The organism is Flammeovirga sp. SubArs3 (assembly GCF_947387565.1).
In the GTDB taxonomy this organism is placed as follows: domain Bacteria; phylum Bacteroidota; class Bacteroidia; order Cytophagales; family Flammeovirgaceae; genus Flammeovirga; species Flammeovirga agarivorans.
On the sequence record NZ_CANDOA010000002.1, the window covers coordinates 603,055 to 625,222 of the forward strand.

Consider the following 22,168-nt stretch of genomic DNA (forward strand, 5'->3'; position numbering starts at 1 on the left):
ATTAATCTAAAACTTCCCAACGGAACCAATTTACAAGTTTTTGGTCTTCGAAGGTGAATGCAATACGCCCCGTATCATAAGTTAAAATGGTATGGGGTTTATTGTTCCATCTAAAAGTAGGATAACCATAATATTCTGAAGATCTCACTTTAGCAATATTGTCTTTCACTTTAATTCCTTTTTGAGTAGTTAAAGGATAGTTGTCCATGGCTTCTAAAAGTTTGATTTCAGTGGTTTTGCCTCTAAAAATAAACATAGAATAATCATCTTGTTCACTATAGTATAGCATCGACCAATTGCCTAAATCTGTTTTATGGAATCTTTTATCGACTTCTAAATCTTTTGGTAATAGTTTTCTTATTTTCTCTTTATTGCTATTAATTACTATAGTTTCTTTTTCGATAGGGGTTTCTGTTGAAATATATTCTTCTACCCAAGCCATGAAGTTATCGAAATAAGAATTTTCTTTTTTTACCTCAGCATCTAATACTTTTTTATTGTAATTATTGATGTCACTATTTGTTGTGAGGTGTTGAAAGTATTTAGAAGCTTCTTCGTAATTTTCATTTAAAGCTTTACTAATTCCTTTCACCATGTATGCATTTTCAGAAATAGTCTTTCCTTCTAATTGTAATTCTGTCTCCAATTCAAAAATGGTCCCACTGGCAGCATCTTGATTCCCTTTTATGGAATAAGCACAGGCAAGGTTGATGTAACCCGTTTCATATAACGGATCAAGTTGGATGGCCTTTTTGAAGTTTTGTATGGCTAAGTCAATTTCACTAAAATTGAAATCTCTACTTCTTAAGTCAGTATTAGGTACTTTACGCTTTACTCGGACATCAAACTCAAAGGGGTAGATGTAGGGGTAGATCTCTTTAGACTGTACCTTATTCATGTATATTTTCAATTGACAAACCCCTAAGTTATTATAGATAAGTTTACTGGGGTAATGGTTTAAAATATACTCTAAACATTGGTAGGCTTCTTCATATTTACCAATAGCATAAAGCATTTGCCCTACTTTATATACATGAATAAATACATCAACTTCATTAATAGCTTTATTGATAATCTTTTTTCTCTGTTTTAATTCGGGGTAACCTTTTAAGTGACTGTCTCTGTGATATTCGTCGTAAATTTTATCAAGAATTTTTGCAAAGGTCTTTGGTGTATTAAAACCAGCGACGGCACCATAGAACAACCCAAATTTATCGGCATCATCTTCCAATTCGGTTTTGGAATGAGTAACATCTGTATCCGAAAGACCAAAAGATTGAATATGATCTTCATAATAGTGCCCTAGCTCATGCCCAATTATGCAAGCAAGTGCATTTAATGAATCACTACCAAGTGTAGCACATAAGTCATAGACTTTTTCATCTAAATAAATGAAATGTTGGCTTTCACCAGGGTAGTATTTTGCTACATACTTAGGTTCTATAGAGATCTTTAGTTGTGGAATAGGACGATTGTCTCCTTTAGTGAATGCAATTTTATGGAGAACATTATTCGCTTCTTGAAACTTATAATTTTCTTCCTCTAAAAATTGTGCATTAATAGTAGAGGTGATACAAAAAAATAAAAAGATAAAAAAAAGATATGGGCTGTTATACCTAAGCATGTTTACTAAAATCGTCTAATTATATACATCACAAAAATAAGAGATGGAAACGATTTTTATAGCATTACCAATAAAAGTTAACGCTTAGAAGTATTTGGTGACATTTTAAAGTGGGGGATATAACATAGTGAATCACAAAAAATAAAAAAACATTAAAATGAAATTCATCCATCTTCAATTGTCATTTGCATTACTTCTATTCATACAATTTAATACTTCTGCACAAGAATTCGATATTGAAATTTCAAAGCCTACTGTAATAAATGCTGATAATTACCTTGGCGATGCAGCAAGAATTCCTGGAGATATGATAGTGAAAAAAGAAACGCCGCTTTCATTTGAAGGAGAAGATCAAGACAAGTATACGGTTGTAGAGAAAGATTTGATATTAGAAGAGGGATCAATTTTAGTGTTAAATGAAAATACAAATTTAATCATTGAAGGTGAACTTATTATTCAAGGAGAAAATGTGATACTGGACATTGCACCTGGAGCTCACTTTTCGATACAAGGAGATATTTCAGGAAATGGTAAGGCTTACACTGTTGAGTCTCCTGTAATTTACACCAACGGAAACACAAGTAATAATATTCATAATGCTGAATATATTGTCTCTTACAGCAGATAATGAATGCTTTAGATAAATGTATAATATGTTAATTATTTTAAGAAAGTAAATTGAGAGAGAGTTTTTAGTAGGGTAAGCAGCTTGCACATTGTGAGCTGTTTATTTTTTTAGAAATATAATATAAAGATGAATGTTTGTTAATACTCGAGTAAAATATCAACAATTCAGAATAAGATGCGTATTATAATAATGTAAGTAGTTTACAAGGTGAAAGAAGAATGTCTTTCCAAGTATTACGAACACAAACAATCAATAATAATTACAATTGGTTGTTCAAAAAAGTCAAAAAGAATTTATGTAGATAAAAAGTAATAATTCATTTCATTTCATACTAAGTTGGAGAGGTAGTTACTAAATAGTAGTTACCTCTTTTTGTATTTACATGATTTTTTTTGGTGACATTTCTAAACTTCTGATATAAGTAAGTGAATAAAGAAAGAAATACTTATGTCTAGAAAATCAATACTCATTTTAAAGAAATTAAAAAGAAAACCTGTAATAGAACATGTTGTTGACATCTCTATTTACGGTATAATGATGATGAGTCTACTTGTTATGATTGACCTGGAAGTACGTTAGATATTACTCTTACAGACGGTTAATCCCAAAAAATTAATTTGATCTCATAAAAAAGGCCTTCAACCACTAGTGATTGAAGGCCTTATATTTTTATTGAAATATATTATTTCAATTTGATCTTACGCATACGGATGTTCTCAGGAGTTACCTCAACTAATTCATCTTCTCTGATGTATTCCATACATTCTTCTAAAGAGAATTGACGTTTAGGAGCAATCTTAGAGTTGTCATCAGAACCTGCAGCACGCATGTTCGTTAATTTCTTACCCTTGATTACGTTTACTCTCAAGTCCATTGGACGGTTAAATTCACCAATTACTTGACCTTCGTAGATATCCTCTGTAGGGTCTACAAAGAAAGTACCTCTATCTTGTAGCTTATCTAAAGAGTAAGCTGTAGGAGTACCTGTTTGGTCAGAAATGATAGCACCATTTGTCTTAGTAGTCATTTCACCTTTGAAAGGAGCATACTCATGGAAACGGTGAGTCATAATTGCTTCACCAGCAGTTGCAGTTAAGATGTTATTTCTTAAACCGATGATACCACGAGAAGGAATTTGGAACTCTAAGTGTTGCATGTCACCTTTTGGCTCCATGATTAATAATTCACCTTTACGTTGAGTTGCTAATTCAATAGCTTTACCAGAAACGCCTTCAGGAACGTCAATTACTAATGTTTCAATTGGTTCGTGCTTCACGCCATCAATCTCTTTGTATAATACTTGAGGTTGACCTACTTGAAGTTCGTAACCTTCACGACGCATTGTTTCAATCAATACAGCTAAGTGAAGAATACCTCGACCATAAACAATAAATCTATCTTCAGAATCTGTAGCTTCAATACGTAAAGCTAAGTTCTTCTCAGTTTCTTTGTATAAACGATCACGTAGGTGACGAGAAGTAACGAATTTACCCTCTTTACCGAAGAAAGGAGAGTTGTTAATCATAAACAACATACTCATTGTAGGCTCTTCGATAGCCATACGTGGAAGTGGTTCAGGGTTTTCTACTGTTGTGATTGTATCACCGATTTCGAAATCATCGATACCTACAATAGCACAAAGGTCGCCAGCTTGTACTTCAGAAACTTTTTTACGGCCTAAACCTTCGAAAGTTTGAAGTTCTTTGATGTGTACTTTTTTGATTGAACCATCAGCTTTAGCTAAACCAACAAAAGTTTTCTCTTTTAAAGTACCTCTTGTTAAACGACCGATAGCGATACGTCCAACGAAGTTAGAGAAGTCTAATGAAGTGATTTGTAACTGTGGATCACCTTGAGGTGATGGAGCTTCTGGTACAAGATCAATAATACCGTCTAATAAAGGAACGATAGAATCTGTCTCGTTTTTCCAGTCAGTACTCATCCAACCATTTTTAGAAGAACCATAGAATGTTGGGAACTCTAATTGTTCTTCCGTTGCATCCAAGTTGAAGAATAAATCAAATACCTGATCATGTACTTCGTCTGGGCGACAGTTTGGCTTATCAACTTTGTTGATCACCACGATAGGTTTTAATCCTAATGAAAGTGCTTTACCCAATACGAAACGAGTTTGAGGCATTGGGCCTTCAAACGCATCTACCAAAAGCAAAACAGAGTCAGCCATTTTTAATACACGCTCTACTTCTCCACCGAAGTCGGCGTGACCTGGAGTATCAATGATGTTAACTTTAACACCTTTATACTCGATAGCTACGTTTTTAGATAAAATTGTGATACCTCTTTCGCGCTCTAAGTCGTTGTTGTCAAGAATCAGTTCTCCTGTTTCTTGGTTTTCTCTAAACAACTGAGCTGCGTGCAGCATTTTATCTACTAATGTTGTTTTGCCATGATCGACGTGGGCGATGATAGCAATATTACGGATACTACTCATGATAATTTTAAATGAACCCCCAAAGATAAGAGAATGATTTGAGTTTAATAGCTTTCTATCAATGTTATTAATATCTATTGTTGATAAAGTGTAATTAATTGTTGTTCATACAATTAAATATTTACAAACAATTAACAATGGAAATTTGCGAAATCGGTTGCAGAGATTGATATTTGTATCATCAGAATAACCTAAAATAGTAGAACCCTTTCACTTACAGGGATTTATCTACTACCAAGTGACAAAAATTTAATAACCTTTATAAATAACCAAGTACTATGTCAAGCGAGACGAAATATTCGAAGTTCCTTATTGGAATGTGCCTCAACACTGGCCAATCTTTACAAGCAATTGCAAAAAACTTAGGTATTTACACTAACCGAGATGAAATCAATGCATTAGCAACAAAATTAGAAGCAGAAGGTCTTGTATCTAGAATCGAACGTACAGCAAAAGAAACGTATGTATCTCTTTCGAAAAAAGGTCAAACGTATGCTTCCACATTAATGGACTCTGCTATTTAATAGCTAGTTAGTTCTTTAAAAGATTTTATAGCACTCTGATATATTCAGAGTGCTTTTTTTTGCTCGATGTATAAATCCTTAATATATATCAATGGCTTTTTATTAATGCAACCGGTTGTGTAAATTTATACTAACCTAAAACAATTACTGAGATTCAGTATATTCTTATAATAACTAATACCAACACAGTCATGTCCAGAGAGATTAAATTTTCGAAATTCCTAATGGGATTATGCCTTAATACAGGCAGTACTTTCCAAGATGTAGCAAAAAAACTAGGTATCTGTGCCACTTCAGATGAGATTAATGTGTTAGCCGAACAAATGAAGCACCAAGGGTTGATCGGTGATGTTGAAAATCATGGATACGTCACAAAAGCAGATTTAACAGCAAAAGGTATTCAACAAGCTCAACACATGATGGAGTGGGCGAACTAAAAGAATTCACTTAATAACATAGCTTCAACTAAATGTATGCGGTCAAAAGTTTAATTTGACCGCTTTTTTATTGAATTAACTTACTACCACCATTTTGAAAAGAAATGATTTTTCCATTTGGTGTAGAAATAATACCTAATGTCCAGTCAGTTAGTTCTTTACCATCTTGATTAACCACTTTTTCCAATTGTTTAATATGAAAAGTAAATACTCCTTGATCATATTTTACCTTTTCAAATGTAATTGGGTTGAGGGGAGTTCCATCAAGTCCAATCATTCTCCAAGTACCATCATGGATTTTCTCGAAACCCATATCTTGTGATACATCACCCGTTAAAGAGACTACCTTACGCTTATTACCGTACTGCTCAAGATAATTTTCCATTTGAAACTTAGTGAATCTCTTTTTGGTTGTGGTCTTATTTATTTTTCTTGTAAGCTCCCAAATTTCACCAGTCTTCACAAAGGCTACACCGGCGTTATTGTATGGAGTAACCTCATCAAACTTCATCGCATAAGCAGCTATACCATTAGGTAAAATATGGCGTTGATAGCCTGTGCCTTTAACAATTCCTCTAATACCATTGTAATCATAGAGTTGTTCGTGGTCTTTAAGTTCTCCTACAGTTAACCCTTTCTTATTAATAATAAAATGATGATCAACTTCAGCTAGTTCACCTTTAAAGTCTAATGCTGTAGAGTACTTGATAGGTATGACTACTTTGCCATTTGTATCTATATATCCCCATTTATTTTTTGAGCATACTGCAGCTAAACCATTACTAAATTGTTTTGCATGGTTATAAGTAGGAGCAATAATCCATTTTCCTTTTTTATTGATATACCCGTACTTTCTCTCTTTAACATTCTTGCTGTCTTTTTGGGCGGGAGCCAAATCACCGGTAAAAGGACTAATCTTTTTGAATTCTAGCTTCACTAATATTTTTCCATTAGGATCTATAACACCCTGTAGTTTTGATTTTCCTTTTTTAGATACAATTGCATAATCACTACCAATGTGATGGTATTTGTAATCATCAATCTTTTTAAACGAAGGTTGAATTAGAGTAGCTTTTAAGTTTGCTATACCCCAAGTGCCATCATTAGAAATAGAAAAAGAAGATGTTGAATCTTTTAGAAATTTAATGTTTTCTGTCCCTTTTAAAGGAGATGACTTTTTATTAATAAATGATGAAAGAGTATCGCCGTCAGCATTAATTATCCCCCAAAGCTTATCTTTTTGAGCAATAAACCTTTGCTCATTAATCGGATAGAGTTGTTGGTAAACAAAAGGTGATTTGTGATTTCCTTGGTAGTCCAAGAGGCCTTTCTTACGGTTTATTGTACCGATAGATACACCGCTACTATCTTCTGCTATTTTGTAGAACGATTGGTCAATTGCACTGAATTCTTCTGGTAATACCTCATCGCCATGATAATCAACAAAATTGATGTACTTATCTTTTGTTTCAACCATAGCTACTCCTTTATGAAGTGTCCAGACCTCAGAAAAGCCATCTGCTTTTATATACTTTGGCTCTAAAACAGTTTCCCCTAGATAGTTGATGTACCCTACTAGTTCTCCCTTTTTAAGAATACCTAATCCTTCTTGTGTTTCCCATGCTCTTTCAAAACCAATGATTTCAGTGTAGACAGGCGGGATGATAACCGTACCGTCTTCTTTAATGTATCCTTGATATTTAAAACCAATGAGGGTTATTCGATCTACAGGGTTATAGATCGGTTTTCTTTGTAGTTTTGCTATACCATTTTTGAACGAAAGCATCTCATTCACCTTGATAGAAGGTTGGAATGCCCACTTTTTGGTTCTTAAATAACGACCCCATCTACCGTTTTCGAAAACATTAGCTCCTTTTTCGTCCAAGTAGATTTTTTCATATTTAAAATCTAAAATTTGATGCCCTGTTTTATCAAAAATTCCCCATCTGCCTGCAGTTCCAGGACCTTTTTTAACAGACATCCAGCCATTATTTAATTTTGAGACACCGTTGTATTCTATAGGAAGAATAATTTCTCCATTTACATCTATAGTCCCATATAGGTTATTTCTTTTTACGATAGCTTGTCCATCAGTGAAATCTGTGATTACTGAATAGATTGGTTTTACAACTACTTCAGCTTTATCATCGATCAAACCATATTTGTAATCTTTGGTACTAAACCAAGCTCTTTTTTCGTAGAAGTTACCAATGTTATTGAATGTATAGTCATTACCTTGAACAGTGGCTTGTCGCTTCACTATACCTTTTTTATTGATCAGTTTGTCCCATAATGTATCAACAGAAATTCTAGCCCATTCAGATGAATTGAAATCACTAAGAACAATCTCTTTGAAAGTATCATTAAAAAGGGTAGTTCCTTTGGTCATATCAATTAAGTAGTTCATGTACACATCTTCATTTTCCTGTCTTCGAGCAACGGATAGGTTAGAGGTAGGATCGTATTGAACGAAAAAGAATGATTTGCCACCCATGAGAATTTTACCATTGGGAGCAATTAAATATTTTTCATTTTGTACATCTACCCAGACAGGTTGTACAGGAGCATTGTTTTTTACTTTATTGATTTCAGCACTTAAATACAATTCCTTTTGGTAACGTTTATAGTCAGTGTCTTTGTTGAAGGATTTTTCATTGATAACCGTACCTGACTCCTCTATTGTGAACCATTGAACTAAAGGGCCGCCTTCAATTCTACATATGATATGATTATTATCTAAAAACTCAACGGATTTAAATTGAGGAGAAACCTGCTCTTCTCCCTTTAGGTTAAGAAAGCCTTTCTTATTATTACTTTCAGTGATATATATATGTTGCTTTTTTTGGATGTCATCGAATTTCGTAGAAATAATAACTTCTCCATTTTTGTTGATGAGACCTACTTTATTTTTATGGAATACCTTTAAATAAGAACCAAAAGGGGATATAGAATAATAGTTTTCTTTGGTCAGTTTTTCCTGGTTTTGATTGATTAATGAACATCCTTCACTATTCCAGATGACAAATAAGTTATGATCAAGAACTTCTAATCTTTCGTATACAGGAGGAATAATTTCTTTCCCTTTATTATCCATCAAACCTGTTTTATTATCAAAACCAAAACGGTAGAAAGATCCCTTTAGTATTGGAGTGATATATTGATATTTAGATGAGACAATTTCGGAATTATCTTCTGTGACTAACCCCCATTTTCCTTGGTCTGAAACAGGAATAAGTGATTGAGCAGTAATGTAAAAAGGGAAGATTAGTATATTTAGTAGTATTAGAAGTGGCTTCAACATAATATCGTGATTTTATATCATGAAAATAGTCGAAAGTCATGCCAAAGAAAAAGGGAGATGGACTTTTTATGGTCATCTCCCTTTTAATTTATGCAATCACTTTAAAGTGCTTCTTTACTAAATCAACTTTTTCTAAAAGTTGTTCTTTTGTTTCGGCAATTATGGTGATGTGTCCCATCTTTCTTTCAGGCTTTGTCATCTGCTTATCATACAAATGAATATATACTCCAGAGATAGAAAGAACTTCATCGACACCTTCATACTTTGCAACGCCAGTGTATCCTTTTTCACCAAGAACATTTACCATGGCTGATGGAGATCTTCTAGCAGTATCTCCTAAAGGTAAATTTGCTACCGCTCTAATATGTTGATCAAACTGAGAAGTAATATTTCCTTCAATTGTTTGATGACCAGAATTGTGCGTTCTTGGTGCAACTTCATTGACAATGACATTTCCTTCTTGATCTACGAAAAATTCGATGGCAAGTAATCCTATGAAATCTAATTTTTTCACAAGATCGATGGCAATTTCAGTCGCTTTATCTTCAATTTCTTTAGAAATGGTTGCTGGCGATAGAAGATAATCAACAAGATTACTTTCATGATAAACTACCTCAACAGCAGGGAAAGTATTGATCTCACCTTTTTCGTTTCTAGCAGCGATGATAGATATTTCCTTATCGATATCTACCATTTTTTCAAAAACTGATGGTCCGTCAAAACCTTTTTCAAAGTCAGCCTCAGTGCGCATCACTTGTACACCTCTACCATCGTAACCACCTTTACCAATTTTCATTACTGCAGGTAGTAAGTCTTTATGCTTTACCAACTCTTCTTTGTTTTCAACTAATACAAATGGAGATGTTGGAATGTTGTTTTCCTGATAGAATTGTTTTTGAACTCTTTTATCTTGTATAAGAGCAATATGTTCTGGTTTTGGGAAAACAGGAGTACCTTGTTTCTGAATCTCAAGAAGTGCATCAGTATTGACATTTTCAATTTCTATAGTAACAATGTCAACATCTTTTGCAAATTCTAGTATTGTGTCGTAATCATTTAAAGATCCAACAACAAATTCATGAGCAACTGCCTTACAAGGGGCATTTGGGTCTGGGTCTAATGTTTTGACATGAATGTTGAGATTCATCGCAGATTGAATCATCATACGTCCTAATTGACCACCACCTAAAACACCAATCTTTTTCATAGTGATAAGTAAAAATTGAAAGCCACCTAATTGCAATATTGTGTTGAACTAAGTGGCTTTGTAGTTTATATTATTGTCGTATCAAATTAAAGATCGAAACCAATATCAGAACGGAAGTACTTCTTGTCGAATTGTACTGTTTCTGCAGCTTTGAATGATTTAGCTAATGCTGATTTCATATCCTTACCTTTACCAGTCATTGCAATAACACGTCCGCCATCAGTGATAACTTCACCAAGTTCACTAAACGTAGTACCTGCATGGAAAGGAGTTACATCATCTAAATTATCTAATGCTGTGATTTCTTTACCTTTTTGATAAGCTTCAGGATATCCACCTGATACTAACATTACAGTAGTAGCAAAATCAGAGTCAATTTCTAAAGAAGCTTCGTCTAATCTTCCTTGAGCTGCAAGGTCTAATACTTCTAATAAGTCTGAATTGATTCTTGGAATAACAACTTCAGTTTCTGGGTCACCCATTCTTGCGTTATATTCGATAACGTATGGTTTGCCATCTACTTTAATTAATCCAAAGAATATAAAGCCTACATAATCAATTCCATCTTTTGCTAAACCATCAATAGTTGGTTTCACAATAGTCTTATCGATCTCTTGCATGAAGTCAGCATCAGCAAATGGTACTGGAGAAATAGCTCCCATACCACCAGTGTTAAGACCTGTATCACCTTCTCCAATTCTTTTGTAGTCTTTTGCTTCAGGTAAAGTAACATAGTTTTTACCATCAGTGATTACAAAAACAGAAAGTTCAATACCGTCTAAGAACTGTTCTACCAATACGGATTTACTTGCTTCACCGAATTGACCACTCAACATTTCTTTAAGGCTGTTTTTAGCTTCTTCAATGTTATCGATAATCAATACACCTTTACCAGCTGCTAAACCATCTGCTTTTAAAACATATGGAGGCTTTTGCATTTCTAAGAATGCATAACCACTTTCTAAAGTTTCTAAAGTAAATGTTTTAGATGCACCAGCAGGGATGTTATGACGCATCATGAACTTTTTAGAATAGTCTTTACTACCTTCTAATAAAGCACCTGCTTTTTTAGGACCAATAACTTTTACATGAGATAATTTATCATCCTCCGCAAAATAATCTGCAACACCTTCTACAAGTGGGGCTTCAGGACCAACAATAAGCATGTCGATACCTTCTTCCAAGACAAATTGACCTAGCTTTGAAAAATCAGTAACTGAAATACTGATGTTTTGAGCAACTTCTGCAGTTCCAGCATTACCTGGTGCAGCGTACAGTTTCGTGAGCTTTTCACTTTGGGAGATTTTCCACGCTAAAGTGTGCTCTCTCCCTCCGGAGCCAAGAATGAGTACTTTCATCTCTTGTTTCTTAGTTGTAAGTATGTCAAAAAATTTCTGCAAATATGCTAAAAAAAAAATCGATTTGATAGTCGTTGCTTGTTTTTCAGAGAGTTGATTTAATAATTCAGATATTTTAAGTTACTTATATAAGAGAATTCAATTAATTAACTTCAATCTAGGATAATGAAAGCAATTTTAAAACGTACCAAGTTCCTGGAATTGCAAACCCAAGGAAAATTTGAACTTTATAATAATGATGATGAATTGGTATTTTCATGTGATACATTGGAACTACCATGGAAAAACAATCAAAATAGAATTTCCTGTATTCCATTGGGAGAGTATAAAACAATTCCGAGAACACATGGAGCTTATGCCAATAGAGCTTTTCATGTACAAGAAAAAAATGGAGGTGAGGTGAAAGGAAGGAGTCACATTCTTATACATTCAGGAAATTTCTTTACAGATACTAAAGGGTGTATACTATTAGGTAGAGGATTTCATGATATTGCCTTAAAAACGAAAAAGAGGGAAATTCAAAAAGATGGAGTGATGGACCTGCTAAATTCAAGGCAGACAATCTCTGAATTATTAGAATTATCTGATGGGTTTGAATTATCTGTTCAAACCGAAGAAAAGGTAATAGAGAAAAAATCAAATTCTAGAATAAAGATTGACTTTATAAAAGAAGGTGAAATAGCCTATGTAAATGTAAAGTCAAAATTAAACCTTAGATCAGAGCCAAATACTGAAAGTCTTGTAATAGACCAATTGGTAGATGATACTCCATTATTAATAAAAGAAGATTTAGGAGAGTGGATGAAAGTCGCTACTTTAGGTGTTGAAGGTTGGTGTTTTGGTGAGTATATAAGTCTGATAGATAGTGATTTAGGTGTGGTTTCTGTAAATTCTGGAACTTTAAATATTAGAAGTGATTGCCATGTTAAGGCATCTAAAATTTTGGAAAAAGGCCTAAATAAAGAAGAAAAAGTGGAGATTTTAGAAAAAAGAGGAGACTGGTATCGAGTGAAAGCTAGAATAGAAGAAGGTTTTGTGTTTAACGAGTTTTTAATTAGATAAATTTTGGTATTCATCGAAAGATAAATATAAATTATCGTAGAAATGTAAATAACTTTAAATTAAAATTTGTTTAAGTGCAAAAAAAACACTTCTTTAGTGTTGTAGTCAAAAATAACAAAGCAAAAACATTCTCTTAAATAGAGAATCTAAAAATATTCGATTAGTTGGAAGTTTGTTTGTTAGTTTAGTTTTAGTGAAAAGAACCTGTGAAATTCGCAGGTTCTTTTTTTGTGTATGATAATTTGTTAATTATCTGATTTTATGTAAATTACAAGAACCTTACACCACGAACAACAATAACAGATAAATCAGACATGACAATTACTTCAACTAGAAAGCGCTTTTTTTCTGTTTTTCGACAACCATGTAAAAGCCACTACCATCGGTCCTTTAAAAAACAAGCAAATCCTCCAATCGAAAGATTAGAGATTTCGACTTCCAAGATGAACACAAAGTTTTATGAGTTTTATCTTCAACTAAGAAAAAGGAAAAAGCAAGTGTCATTTCAAGAATGTATCGACGAAATGTCACAAGAATTAAGGATTTCACCTCAAGAAATTCAATCAAGGATTCAGGTGAATCGATAATTATGTCAAATTAGAAAAAAACAGAAAGCAGTAATCTATATTATTAGGTTACTGCTTTTTTTTAGATAATTCTTAGAATAATAGATTGGATTTAGGAACTATTTCTGTCCTACATAAAAAGTTCCCTCTAGTTGAGAAAATACAGAAAATAGAAATTAATAATATAAGAATATAAAGTTTGTTATTGGATTATTTTTATATGTATCGTTTCAAAGGGGGGTAAATGTTGGACATTTGAAATATTTACAACTATTTGGAAACAGAAACAAAGACACAATGTCTTTTATCTTTTGTCTATCTGCTAAGTAAAAACCGTATTAATTATGATCTTATTACATCAAATTTCATTGGAAGGAGAATTGAAATATTCTGATATAAATACTCCAGTATTCTTGAAGGTATCTTATAAGAATAATCAAGTAAGATATGAAGTTGATGCTAATGGAGAATTATTAAACGAGGATGAAAGAAATACCTTATTAATAGTAGGAATAGATCAATTTGTTGAAACACGAGTTTACGAAACATTCTTGACATTTAGGTCAGAAGGTAATTCTGCTACAGTCCAAGATTACATTGATGCTTTAACAACAGAAATACCAGCAGACATGGTATATTCTAAATTGATGGACTTAGCGATCTTTAACGAAGAAAACTTAATGAGGGTAGCGTCTTAAAAATGTTATATTTTTTTATTACGTACTTCATTTCAAAAATATTTTCATAACCCAATTACTATCTTATATTTTTATTACTCTTATTACCTACAAAAAATTAGTTGGAAGTTTGTTTGTTAGTTTAGTTGAAAAAGAGCTTGTTGGTATGCAGGCTCTTTTTTTTGCATTTACTATTTAGCACTATACTTATTTGTTAAAAGGTCATGAACTTGTATTTTTTTACTACAAAACACGTTTAAAAGTATTGTTTGAGGGGTTGATTGGATTTAAAAAAGAATGTTGTTTATAATTTAAATAAGTAGTTTTTGTATTTTTCTAATAAAATGGAATTATTATATAAAAAATGTTTGCTTAACGCTTATCAAATTATTTGTTTGCAAACATCATATTATTAGTAAATATTACTTAATAACCTATCTCAAATAAACGTAACCTGTATGATTATCAAATACAACTTCAGAATTGAAGAAAATTCGTCCAAAACTTCTACTGTAGGTACTTTGAAAATTACAACTGATAAAGTTGCTTCACCTATCTATGAATTAGTATCAAATGCAGATGCTACTATCGAAATCAAAGACGTTTTAAAGCAATATTCTGAATCAAGAATTTTTGAAATTTTTAATCAGGCAAGAACTGAAAATACGTATTTAAGTTCTGATGATTATTTGGATATACTTAAAAATGAAGTTCCGGCTTCATTAGCACAAGATGTAATTAATGAAATGCAGTCTTTCATTGAATATGATAATGTAAGACAAGCATCATAAAAATATTAGATTAGTTGAAAGTTTGTTTGTTAGTTTAGTTTAAGAAGGAAAGAGTTTTCGAATTTCGAGGACTCTTTTTTTATTTTCTACCGTTAAATATCATTTTCTCTTACGTATATTTGAAACTTGATAAAAATTGCACAGTAGTTGTATACAACTAACAGATAATCTTCATTTTAAATTGTTCAGTTCTAATGTTATCCAAAATAACTAGAAATACTTTTACTTTTTTTGTTTTCTTTTTGCTGTTGTCTTCCTCGTCAGTAATGGGGCAGTATGCCAAATGGAAAGTGGGTTTTGGAGTACAATCTGAACAAATTTTTGCCAAAAATTGGAACAATACCTTATATCAATTCAACACAGAGAATGCTGTGAACATGCCTAAACTCGGTTGGGGTTGGGGGTTCAATTTTAATTCTGATTACGAAGTGATAGAAGGATTAGCAGTTGGTTTGAGGTATGGTATGTCAACTTACGATTCTAAAACAGATTATCTAGGAGAGCAAGTTAGTCTTACGACAAAGTTTCATGATATTTCAGTTTATGGTGATTTCTATATATTGAAATTTATTCCTAACTCTTTTTTACCACACATTAAAGAGAGTTTCTTTGTTAGGGTAGCACCTACTTATCATACTCTAAATGCGGAAACGATTTTTCCAGATTCTTTAAGGGTCTATCAATCTGAGAATATAACGATTGATTCAACTAGTTTTGTTGGCGTAGAAGGTTCTTCAGGGTTTGGTTTAAATCTTGGTGTGGGATATACTCAGTATGTTACTGATAGGATCAGTGTAACAGGAATGCTGAATATGGATTACAGCTTCGGACATAAAATTAATGGATTGTCTGATACTTATTTGGGAACAAATTACCCTTCAAGAGAAAGTGCTTTTGTTACAAGACTTTCTGCTGAAGTAAAAGTAGCGTATTCTATTAAACAAAAGTTGCCTTTATGTCCTATTAAATCATGTCACATTCAACAGGAACATAGGCATGCAGTGTTAGGAGGAGCGACGGTAAGAGGTAATAAGTATAGCTTAAGGCAAAACCAGAAATATGGAGATAAACATAGAGGACAGGTAGAGCCTAAGAAGAGGAAAAAGACAAAAACTGAGAGGCAACAAAAACGCATTCAGAATAAAGAAAAACGCAATCGTAAACGAATTAGGATATTCGGAGCCGGTCATTAATGAAAATTTACACCGGAATTGATTTTTTTATCATTGAAAAATTTTATTTTTGGGACAAATTAAATTTCCGGATACTTTGCCAAACAATTTTTGCGGAACACTAAGTTTGTTTTTAGAAGTATCGGGAACTAGTATTGTTCATTTTAAACACATTCATGACTATACATAAAGAAGGACATTCACTACTAATTAGCTTGTTAATTATTCTTGGGGTCCTAAACGCACCTTTGTACTACTATATACCACAATTTGGTATCTGGCATGGAATCGCATTAACTGTCAGTATAATATTTTATTTATTGATTCTACAGTTTTTCAGAAACCCTAACAGAACAATTCCACAAGGAGAAAATTTAGTTATTGCACCTGCAGATGGTAAAGTAGTAGTGATCGAGGAGACAGAAGAAAATGAATACTTTAAAGATAAAAGGATTCAGATTTCGATCTTTATGTCACCTTTGAATGTTCACTTAAGTAGAAATCCTATTTCTGGAGTATTGAAATATTTTAAATACCACCCAGGAAAATTTCTAGTAGCATGGCACCCAAAGTCAAGTACTGATAATGAGCGTACAACTTTAGTAACTGAAAACTCTAATGGTGTTCAGGTATTATTTAGACAAATTGCTGGAGCATTAGCAAGACGTATTCGTTGGTATGTGGATGAAGGGGATCAGGTGAATCAAGGTGAAGAATTTGGTTTCATTAAATTTGGATCAAGGATAGATGTTTTTCTACCATTAGATTCAAAAATCAATGTCACTTTAGAGCAGAAAACTAGAGGAGGAGAGACAATCATTGCAGAGTTACCTCAATAGTTATTGAAAGTATTAATTAAAAAAGCACTTCATATTCCTAAGTTTATGAAGTGCTTTTTTTATAACTCAATTATTAGTCCGTCTTCGGCTAATTTTACATGTTCTGGAAGTTCTTTTTGAGTGTCTGAATGTAATCCCATTTTATGCCCTATGTGTGTGAGATATGCTTTTTTAGGTGATAGTTCCTGAATAACCTCAAGTGCTTCTTCTAGATTGTAATGTGAAATATGCTCCTTCCTCTGTAGAGCATTAATTACTAAAACATCTAAATTCTTTAACTTACTCATTTGGTCACTGTCAATCTTATTTGCATCAGTGATGTATGCAAAGTTCTTGATCCTGTAACCCATTACAGGTAGTTTATAATGCCATACTTGTATTGGGTCAATCAATGTTTTCCCGATATAGAATTCTTGATCTTTTTTGATCTCATTTAAATTAACAGAAGGAACACCAGGGTATTTGTTTTCAGCAAAAACATAGCTAAACTCCTGCTTTAACTGTGAGAATACAGCATGTGTACCATAGAGTTCTATAGGTTTCATTCCGTTTAGAAAATAAAATCCTCTAATATCATCCATGCCTGCAGTGTGGTCTTTATGTTGGTGGGTAAAAACCAATCCGTCTAACTGGGTGATACGCTCTCTCAATACCTGTTGTCTAAAATCAGGTCCTGAATCTATGATAATGCTTTCACCTTCATCTGTTTGAATATGAATAGATGAACGTAATCGTTTGTTTCGGTAATCTAATGATCTACAGACTTCACATTTACACCCAATAATTGGTATACCTTGTGAGGTGCCAGTTCCTAAAAAAGTTATTCTCATGTCTTTTTAAATAGAAAAATCTTCGTCCGTAACCTGTTGGTAAAGGGAAACATTTTTTTCACTAAGCTGTGAGGTGTCAATATCAATTTCCTTCAAGATATCAATCATCGACTGTATTTTACCTTCTTGACTGTAAAATTTATTGATAATGGCCACTTTAGCATTTCTAATTAAGCAATACCCAGATTTGAAGCTACCTCTTTCATAACGAAGATTGTAGTCGGATTCTGCAAAAATATCTTCAAGTTTTGCTTGTAAGTGTTTCGTAGGTTTTAAAGTGCTTTTTGTATTTGACATAAAAAAACTGAATAAATTACTTTTGCAATGTAATGTATTCAGCTTAGATATTTTGATGACTGTGAAAAAAATTAATTATTAGTAACTTTATTCACTACGTTAACAAGGTTGTCAAAATTTAAAGGTTTAGGTAGGTACTCATTGATTCCAACAGCTTTGAAATCATCCATAGAGTAATTTTTTGCGTTTCCTGTAATTGCTACAATTGGAACATTTTTCTTTGTTTCATCATCTAACCCTCTAATTTTTTGGGCGCATTCCATACCATCCATAACAGGCATATTGATGTCAAGTAAAATGGCATCGTAATGACTTTTGGCTAATTTGTCTAGTACTTGTTGTCCGTTTTTTACAGAGATGATTTCATAGTTTTGGAATTGTAACACTTTTCTTGTGATATTTTGAATCACAGAACTGTCTTCAGCAACTAATATTTTTTTTCCCATTTGTGTAAATAGTTTCAGATAGATACAGAAATATAAACTTGGTGTAGTGTTAATCTGTGTATTTTAGTTTCGATTACTTATATAATTTTACAAACTAATAGTGAAAATTAAAAATATTCTGAAAGATTAAATGCGTAAAAATTATAAACTTCTTTTAGTAAAATACATTTCAAACTACATTGATAGAATTTTAACAATGAAGATCACTTGAAACTTATTTCTATTGTACTACCTATATTAAAATCGTAATGTTTTCTAAATTGCGAAAATCATGATCAAATTACATACAATGAATAAACTGATTATCCATTTTTCAATTTTTACTTTAATCCTAGGCTTAGTTGCATTTGCACATCCAATACATTTAAGTGTTTGTGAAATGAACTTCAATAAAGAATCAAAATCACTGGAAATTGCACAAAAGGTATTCTTTGATGATTTAGAAGATGGTGTGGAGCTAATAGGAGGTCCTAAGCTTAATTTATTTACCGAAAAAGAGCATCCTGATAGTGATTTATGGCTTAATAGATATTTTAATCAACACTTAAAAGTTCAAATTAATGGGAAACCTAAAGTGCTTATTTGGGTGGGTAGAGAAACGGATGCAAAGCAAGATATTCAAGCATTGTGGGTTTACATGGAAATCCCAGGTATTAAAAAAGTAAAGGAATTGACCATAGAAAATACTATACTCTATGATGTACATCATGATCAAAGAAACATGTTGCATCTAACTTGTAATGATACAAAAAAGAGCTGGTTGTTTGATTTTGAAAAAAATACAGAAACAATTCAATGGTAAACATTGACTTTAGGGTAAAATGCTTTGTATATTAAATAATAGAATTAAGCTATTTATGAACTAGAAATTTCTGATTGTTAGCTAAATGACTTCAAATCATCTTTTTTTCATAAATACCTTGAGTATTATAAAAATAGTAAATGACCTATTACTCCTCTAAGTAAACAATATGAGATTGCAAACATATAAACTATTCAGTGCTTTACTGACTCTTCTTTTATTGACAATTCTGGTGCCTGATGTGGTATATGCTACCCATATTAGAGCAGGTGACCTGACTATGAGAAGAAAGCCAAACGGTGGTGATAGAGAATACATTATAACGGCAATTCTATACAGAGACGTTACAGGTGTTAATGCTGGAGATGGTTTGATTGATTTTGGCGATGGATCAGATAATGCAATTGTGAAACCTCAGTCTTTGGGCTATACCGAAGATGGAGAAACAGAGATAATACAATATCAGGTAGAACATACTTTCCCTTCTGACGGTAATTATAAGGTAAGTTATTTTGAACGTAACAGAAACCCCGGTGTAAGAAATATGGAAATCTCTTCAGAGACTCCTTTTTACATTCAATCTGAATTTATGATTAACCCTGCTTTAGGATTGAATAGTTCGCCTGTACTTTTAATTCCTCCTGTAATTAAAGGAGCTATTGGTCAGAAATTTATTCATAATGCCGGAGCATATGACATTGATGGTGATAGTTTATCCTACCGATTAACCGTTTGTTTACAAGGTACTGATACACCGGTACAAAACTACCGTTTTCCAGATGATCCAAATGAAGATTGGTCTAAAGTGACAGAGCAATGTGAAACTCCTGCTGTTTTCTATATTGATGAGTCGACAGGAGATTTAACATGGGATGCACCTTTTGTAGCTGGTGAGTATAACGTTGCATTTTTTGTAGAAGAATGGAGAGATGGTATCCGAATAGGGGCAGTAAATAGAGATATGCAGGTCATTATTATCGATCCATTAAACTTAAGACCTATTATTGAAGGTCCTGCAGATACTTGTGTTATAGCAGGTGATCCTTTATTAAAAGAAATATTTGCCTACGATCAAGATAATGCACCGTGTTATAATTCAGATTCAACATTAGATTGGGGACCACATCCAATCAAATTAGAAATCTCACAGCAAAGTGATGAAATCGCAATACCTCCTTATGCTGACATGATTTTTACTCCTACTTATAGTGGTGTGAATAATTCAGAGGCAAGAGGGGATTTTAGTTGGACACCGCAATGTGCTGATATTAGACAAGAACCTTATAAGATTACTTTTGAAGCCAAAGATTTTCCAGATAAATCTAACACGCAATTAGGAACATTACAGAATTGGAATGTTAGAGTTTTAGGTCCAGCACCTACAGGTTTGGTAGCTGAACCTGCTTCTTCAACAGATCTATCCAATGGTAATACGTTTGTAAGTTTAACATGGGACCCTTACACTTGTGATGGTGCAGATGAAATTCATATTTACAGAAAGAAAGGATCTTTTGATTTTAATCCTGTCTGTGAAACCGGTTTACCATCATGGACTGGTTATGAGTATGTGAATTCAGTTGATGTATCAGAATCGTCATTTAGAGATTTTACTGTAGATCAAGGAGCAAATTATTGTTATAGAATTTATGCAACATTTAGATCTCCACAAGGAGGAGAAAGTATTGCCTCAGAAGAAGACTGTGCATTTATTCCAGATAGTCAATATATCGTACAAGTAGATGTAGAATCTACTGAAGAAGAAAATGGACAAATTAATTTAAAATGGACTGTACCAATGGATGTAACTCCGGGAAGAACTCCATATTATAATGTTTACAGAGGAGAGGGAATGGAGAAAATAGAATTTGATCAATATACTAAGATCAATACTAATCCATTAACTGATACTACCTTAGTTGACAACCTTCTAAATACTGTTGAAACAGAATATCATTACAGAATAGAGTTTTTAGAGGGAACTAGTTCTGATAATGCGGCACCTAGAGATACAACAACTTTAGCCTCTTATGTAAGATTATCATCTGATGCAGGTTTAGACTTTATTACTTTAAATTGGACAGGAAATGTACCATGGAACCTTACTCCAGATACTGTTATTGTAAATACAGACACATCTGCAGTATACCATAAAGTCTATCGTAAAATTGAAGGAGATGAAACAAGCTTTAGTTTATATGATAGTGTATTTACTCATTCAAATGGTTTAAGCTATACAGATAGAGGTACTGCAGATCTACCTTTGGATGATAGAAAACTGTATACCTATTATATAGAAACCATTGGTTCATTTGAGCATCCATCTATTGCAGAGCCTCTGATTAATAGAACACAAGAATTAACTGTGGAACTATTAGATACTATCCCTCCTTGTCCACCAATTTTGTCTCTTGCTAATTTGGAAGAAGGTTTCCCTATGGACAGTTGTGTTGTTGAACCAGAAACGGATGGGGAAAGATCTTGTCAGAAAGACCGTTTTGAAGTAGAGTTGACTTGGTTAAATGAGCAAGGTTCAAATTGTGATGATGACATTGTAAGCTATAATATCTATTATTCAAGAAGGACAGCAGTATCAAAGAACGATTTTGGAGCACCTGTAGCGACAATGGATCATCCAGAAGGAAGACCATTAACCATTCAGTTGTTGTATGAATTCCTTAATAGAGAATATGTTGAAGGTAGTTATGCAGTAACTGCAGTAGATGACTCAGGAAATGAAAGTGATCTGAGCAATATAATTATCCAAGATAATTGCCACTACTACGAGTTGCCGAATGCATTTAGTCCAAATGGTGACGGAATTAATGAGACTTTTATTCCAATGAGATGCCCTAGGTTTGTTAAGAGTATCAATTTTACGGTATTCAATCGTTGGGGAGTAGCTATATTCTCTTATAATTCTGATGAACATGATGGAGACATTGAGATCAATTGGAATGGTAAAACCGATTCAGGAAATGATGTCGAGCCTGGTAATTACTACTATAGAGGAGAAATGATGATTTATCGTCTTGAAGAAAGCGACGAGAAACAAGAAATAAAAGGTTCATTTGTGATTCTTAAGGGAAATGAATCTCAGTAAAATCTATTAATAAAAAAATAATTCTACTTTTGTAAAAGTATCCTCCAAAGGGATA

The 22,168-nt window shown here is 33.0% G+C and carries 18 protein-coding genes; 10 read left to right on the forward strand and 8 right to left on the reverse strand.

The annotated features are described in order from the left end of the window. Position 1 precedes the first annotated feature (1 nt). The gene (locus tag QL232_RS07015) at positions 2 to 1,624 is read right to left on the reverse strand and encodes a hypothetical protein (protein ID WP_281613585.1); all 1,623 of its coding nucleotides are present in this window, start codon (positions 1,622 to 1,624) and stop codon (positions 2 to 4) included. Positions 1,625 to 1,781: 157 nt separating this feature from the next. On the opposite strand from QL232_RS07015, the gene QL232_RS07020 reads away from it, so the two are divergent. Further along, complete coding sequence (locus QL232_RS07020; protein WP_281613586.1) at positions 1,782 to 2,252, forward strand: hypothetical protein; 471 nt, start codon at positions 1,782 to 1,784, stop codon at positions 2,250 to 2,252. A gap of 682 nt (positions 2,253 to 2,934) precedes the next feature. On the opposite strand, the gene typA is transcribed toward QL232_RS07020, so the two are convergent. Then, positions 2,935 to 4,704 (reverse strand): translational GTPase TypA, encoded by a 1,770-nt coding sequence (gene typA / locus QL232_RS07025; protein ID WP_281613587.1) that lies wholly within the window; start codon positions 4,702 to 4,704, stop codon positions 2,935 to 2,937. A 278-nt stretch (positions 4,705 to 4,982) separates the two neighbouring features. Here typA and QL232_RS07030 point away from each other — a divergent pair, with 278 nt between their 5' ends. Continuing rightward, complete coding sequence (locus tag QL232_RS07030) at positions 4,983 to 5,228, forward strand: hypothetical protein (protein ID WP_168880748.1); 246 nt, start codon at positions 4,983 to 4,985, stop codon at positions 5,226 to 5,228. A gap of 191 nt (positions 5,229 to 5,419) precedes the next feature. Beyond that, positions 5,420 to 5,665 carry a hypothetical protein gene (locus tag QL232_RS07035; RefSeq protein ID WP_168880749.1) on the forward strand — a complete coding sequence of 82 codons (246 nt, stop codon included), beginning with the start codon at positions 5,420 to 5,422 and terminating at the stop codon, positions 5,663 to 5,665. Between the two features lie 67 nt (positions 5,666 to 5,732). Here the strand turns inward: QL232_RS07035 and QL232_RS07040 are convergent, their stop codons facing one another. The 3 genes from QL232_RS07040 to purD all read right to left on the reverse strand — a co-directional run bounded on the left by QL232_RS07040 (position 5,733) and on the right by purD (position 11,531). Further along, the gene (locus QL232_RS07040; RefSeq protein WP_281613588.1) at positions 5,733 to 8,966 is read right to left on the reverse strand and encodes a WG repeat-containing protein; all 3,234 of its coding nucleotides are present in this window, start codon (positions 8,964 to 8,966) and stop codon (positions 5,733 to 5,735) included. Between the two features lie 88 nt (positions 8,967 to 9,054). After that, a complete protein-coding gene (locus tag QL232_RS07045; protein WP_281613589.1) occupies positions 9,055 to 10,173 on the reverse strand; it encodes a 5-(carboxyamino)imidazole ribonucleotide synthase in 1,119 nt (372 codons plus the stop codon). Positions 10,174 to 10,259: 86 nt separating this feature from the next. Beyond that, positions 10,260 to 11,531: a phosphoribosylamine--glycine ligase gene (gene purD, locus QL232_RS07050; RefSeq protein WP_168880752.1), complete on the reverse strand. Its 1,272-nt coding sequence runs from the start codon at positions 11,529 to 11,531 to the stop codon at positions 10,260 to 10,262. A 165-nt stretch (positions 11,532 to 11,696) separates the two neighbouring features. Here purD and QL232_RS07055 point away from each other — a divergent pair, with 165 nt between their 5' ends. The 5 genes from QL232_RS07055 (at position 11,697) to QL232_RS07075 (ending at position 16,638) form a co-directional block, all read left to right on the forward strand. Then, complete coding sequence (locus QL232_RS07055) at positions 11,697 to 12,593, forward strand: DUF5675 family protein (protein ID WP_281613590.1); 897 nt, start codon at positions 11,697 to 11,699, stop codon at positions 12,591 to 12,593. Positions 12,594 to 13,503: 910 nt separating this feature from the next. After that, positions 13,504 to 13,857 carry a hypothetical protein gene (locus tag QL232_RS07060; protein ID WP_168880754.1) on the forward strand — a complete coding sequence of 118 codons (354 nt, stop codon included), beginning with the start codon at positions 13,504 to 13,506 and terminating at the stop codon, positions 13,855 to 13,857. Positions 13,858 to 14,294: 437 nt separating this feature from the next. After that, the gene (locus tag QL232_RS07065) at positions 14,295 to 14,627 is read left to right on the forward strand and encodes a hypothetical protein (RefSeq protein ID WP_168880755.1); all 333 of its coding nucleotides are present in this window, start codon (positions 14,295 to 14,297) and stop codon (positions 14,625 to 14,627) included. A 266-nt stretch (positions 14,628 to 14,893) separates the two neighbouring features. Further along, on the forward strand, positions 14,894 to 15,820 hold the full coding sequence (locus tag QL232_RS07070; protein WP_281613591.1) for a hypothetical protein: 927 nt from the start codon (positions 14,894 to 14,896) through the stop codon (positions 15,818 to 15,820). A 155-nt stretch (positions 15,821 to 15,975) separates the two neighbouring features. Next, entirely contained in the window at positions 15,976 to 16,638 is a 663-nt protein-coding gene (locus QL232_RS07075; RefSeq protein WP_281613592.1) for a phosphatidylserine decarboxylase family protein, read from the forward strand. 59 nt (positions 16,639 to 16,697) lie between these two features. Here QL232_RS07075 and QL232_RS07080 read toward each other — a convergent pair whose 3' ends face one another. The 3 genes from QL232_RS07080 to QL232_RS07090 form a co-directional block, all read right to left on the reverse strand. Then, positions 16,698 to 17,468 (reverse strand): MBL fold metallo-hydrolase, encoded by a 771-nt coding sequence (locus tag QL232_RS07080; protein ID WP_281613593.1) that lies wholly within the window; start codon positions 17,466 to 17,468, stop codon positions 16,698 to 16,700. A 6-nt stretch (positions 17,469 to 17,474) separates the two neighbouring features. Then, positions 17,475 to 17,765: a hypothetical protein gene (locus QL232_RS07085; protein WP_281613594.1), complete on the reverse strand. Its 291-nt coding sequence runs from the start codon at positions 17,763 to 17,765 to the stop codon at positions 17,475 to 17,477. Positions 17,766 to 17,836: 71 nt separating this feature from the next. Continuing rightward, positions 17,837 to 18,211: a response regulator gene (locus QL232_RS07090; RefSeq protein WP_168880760.1), complete on the reverse strand. Its 375-nt coding sequence runs from the start codon at positions 18,209 to 18,211 to the stop codon at positions 17,837 to 17,839. A gap of 271 nt (positions 18,212 to 18,482) precedes the next feature. On the opposite strand from QL232_RS07090, the gene QL232_RS07095 reads away from it, so the two are divergent. Next, positions 18,483 to 19,013, forward strand: a complete 531-nt coding sequence (locus QL232_RS07095; RefSeq protein ID WP_281613595.1) for a DUF6702 family protein — start codon at positions 18,483 to 18,485, stop codon at positions 19,011 to 19,013. A 169-nt stretch (positions 19,014 to 19,182) separates the two neighbouring features. Next, positions 19,183 to 22,113, forward strand: coding sequence for a gliding motility-associated C-terminal domain-containing protein (locus tag QL232_RS07100; protein WP_281613596.1), 2,931 nt, complete (start codon positions 19,183 to 19,185; stop codon positions 22,111 to 22,113). Positions 22,114 to 22,168 lie beyond the last annotated feature (55 nt).

Bases quoted from the DNA above. Each gene is read 5' to 3' on its own strand.
- QL232_RS07015 (WP_281613585.1), bottom strand. From the start codon at position 1,624: ATGCTTAGGTATAACAGCCCATATCTTTTTTTTATCTTTTTATTTTTT.
- QL232_RS07020 (WP_281613586.1), top strand. From the start codon at position 1,782: ATGAAATTCATCCATCTTCAATTGTCATTTGCATTACTTCTATTCATA.
- typA (WP_281613587.1), bottom strand. From the start codon at position 4,704: ATGAGTAGTATCCGTAATATTGCTATCATCGCCCACGTCGATCATGGC.
- QL232_RS07030 (WP_168880748.1), top strand. From the start codon at position 4,983: ATGTCAAGCGAGACGAAATATTCGAAGTTCCTTATTGGAATGTGCCTC.
- QL232_RS07035 (WP_168880749.1), top strand. From the start codon at position 5,420: ATGTCCAGAGAGATTAAATTTTCGAAATTCCTAATGGGATTATGCCTT.
- QL232_RS07040 (WP_281613588.1), bottom strand. From the start codon at position 8,966: ATGTTGAAGCCACTTCTAATACTACTAAATATACTAATCTTCCCTTTT.
- QL232_RS07045 (WP_281613589.1), bottom strand. From the start codon at position 10,173: ATGAAAAAGATTGGTGTTTTAGGTGGTGGTCAATTAGGACGTATGATG.
- purD (WP_168880752.1), bottom strand. From the start codon at position 11,531: ATGAAAGTACTCATTCTTGGCTCCGGAGGGAGAGAGCACACTTTAGCG.
- QL232_RS07055 (WP_281613590.1), top strand. From the start codon at position 11,697: ATGAAAGCAATTTTAAAACGTACCAAGTTCCTGGAATTGCAAACCCAA.
- QL232_RS07060 (WP_168880754.1), top strand. From the start codon at position 13,504: ATGATCTTATTACATCAAATTTCATTGGAAGGAGAATTGAAATATTCT.
- QL232_RS07065 (WP_168880755.1), top strand. From the start codon at position 14,295: ATGATTATCAAATACAACTTCAGAATTGAAGAAAATTCGTCCAAAACT.
- QL232_RS07070 (WP_281613591.1), top strand. From the start codon at position 14,894: ATGGGGCAGTATGCCAAATGGAAAGTGGGTTTTGGAGTACAATCTGAA.
- QL232_RS07075 (WP_281613592.1), top strand. From the start codon at position 15,976: ATGACTATACATAAAGAAGGACATTCACTACTAATTAGCTTGTTAATT.
- QL232_RS07080 (WP_281613593.1), bottom strand. From the start codon at position 17,468: ATGAGAATAACTTTTTTAGGAACTGGCACCTCACAAGGTATACCAATT.
- QL232_RS07085 (WP_281613594.1), bottom strand. From the start codon at position 17,765: ATGTCAAATACAAAAAGCACTTTAAAACCTACGAAACACTTACAAGCA.
- QL232_RS07090 (WP_168880760.1), bottom strand. From the start codon at position 18,211: ATGGGAAAAAAAATATTAGTTGCTGAAGACAGTTCTGTGATTCAAAAT.
- QL232_RS07095 (WP_281613595.1), top strand. From the start codon at position 18,483: ATGATCAAATTACATACAATGAATAAACTGATTATCCATTTTTCAATT.
- QL232_RS07100 (WP_281613596.1), top strand. From the start codon at position 19,183: ATGAGATTGCAAACATATAAACTATTCAGTGCTTTACTGACTCTTCTT.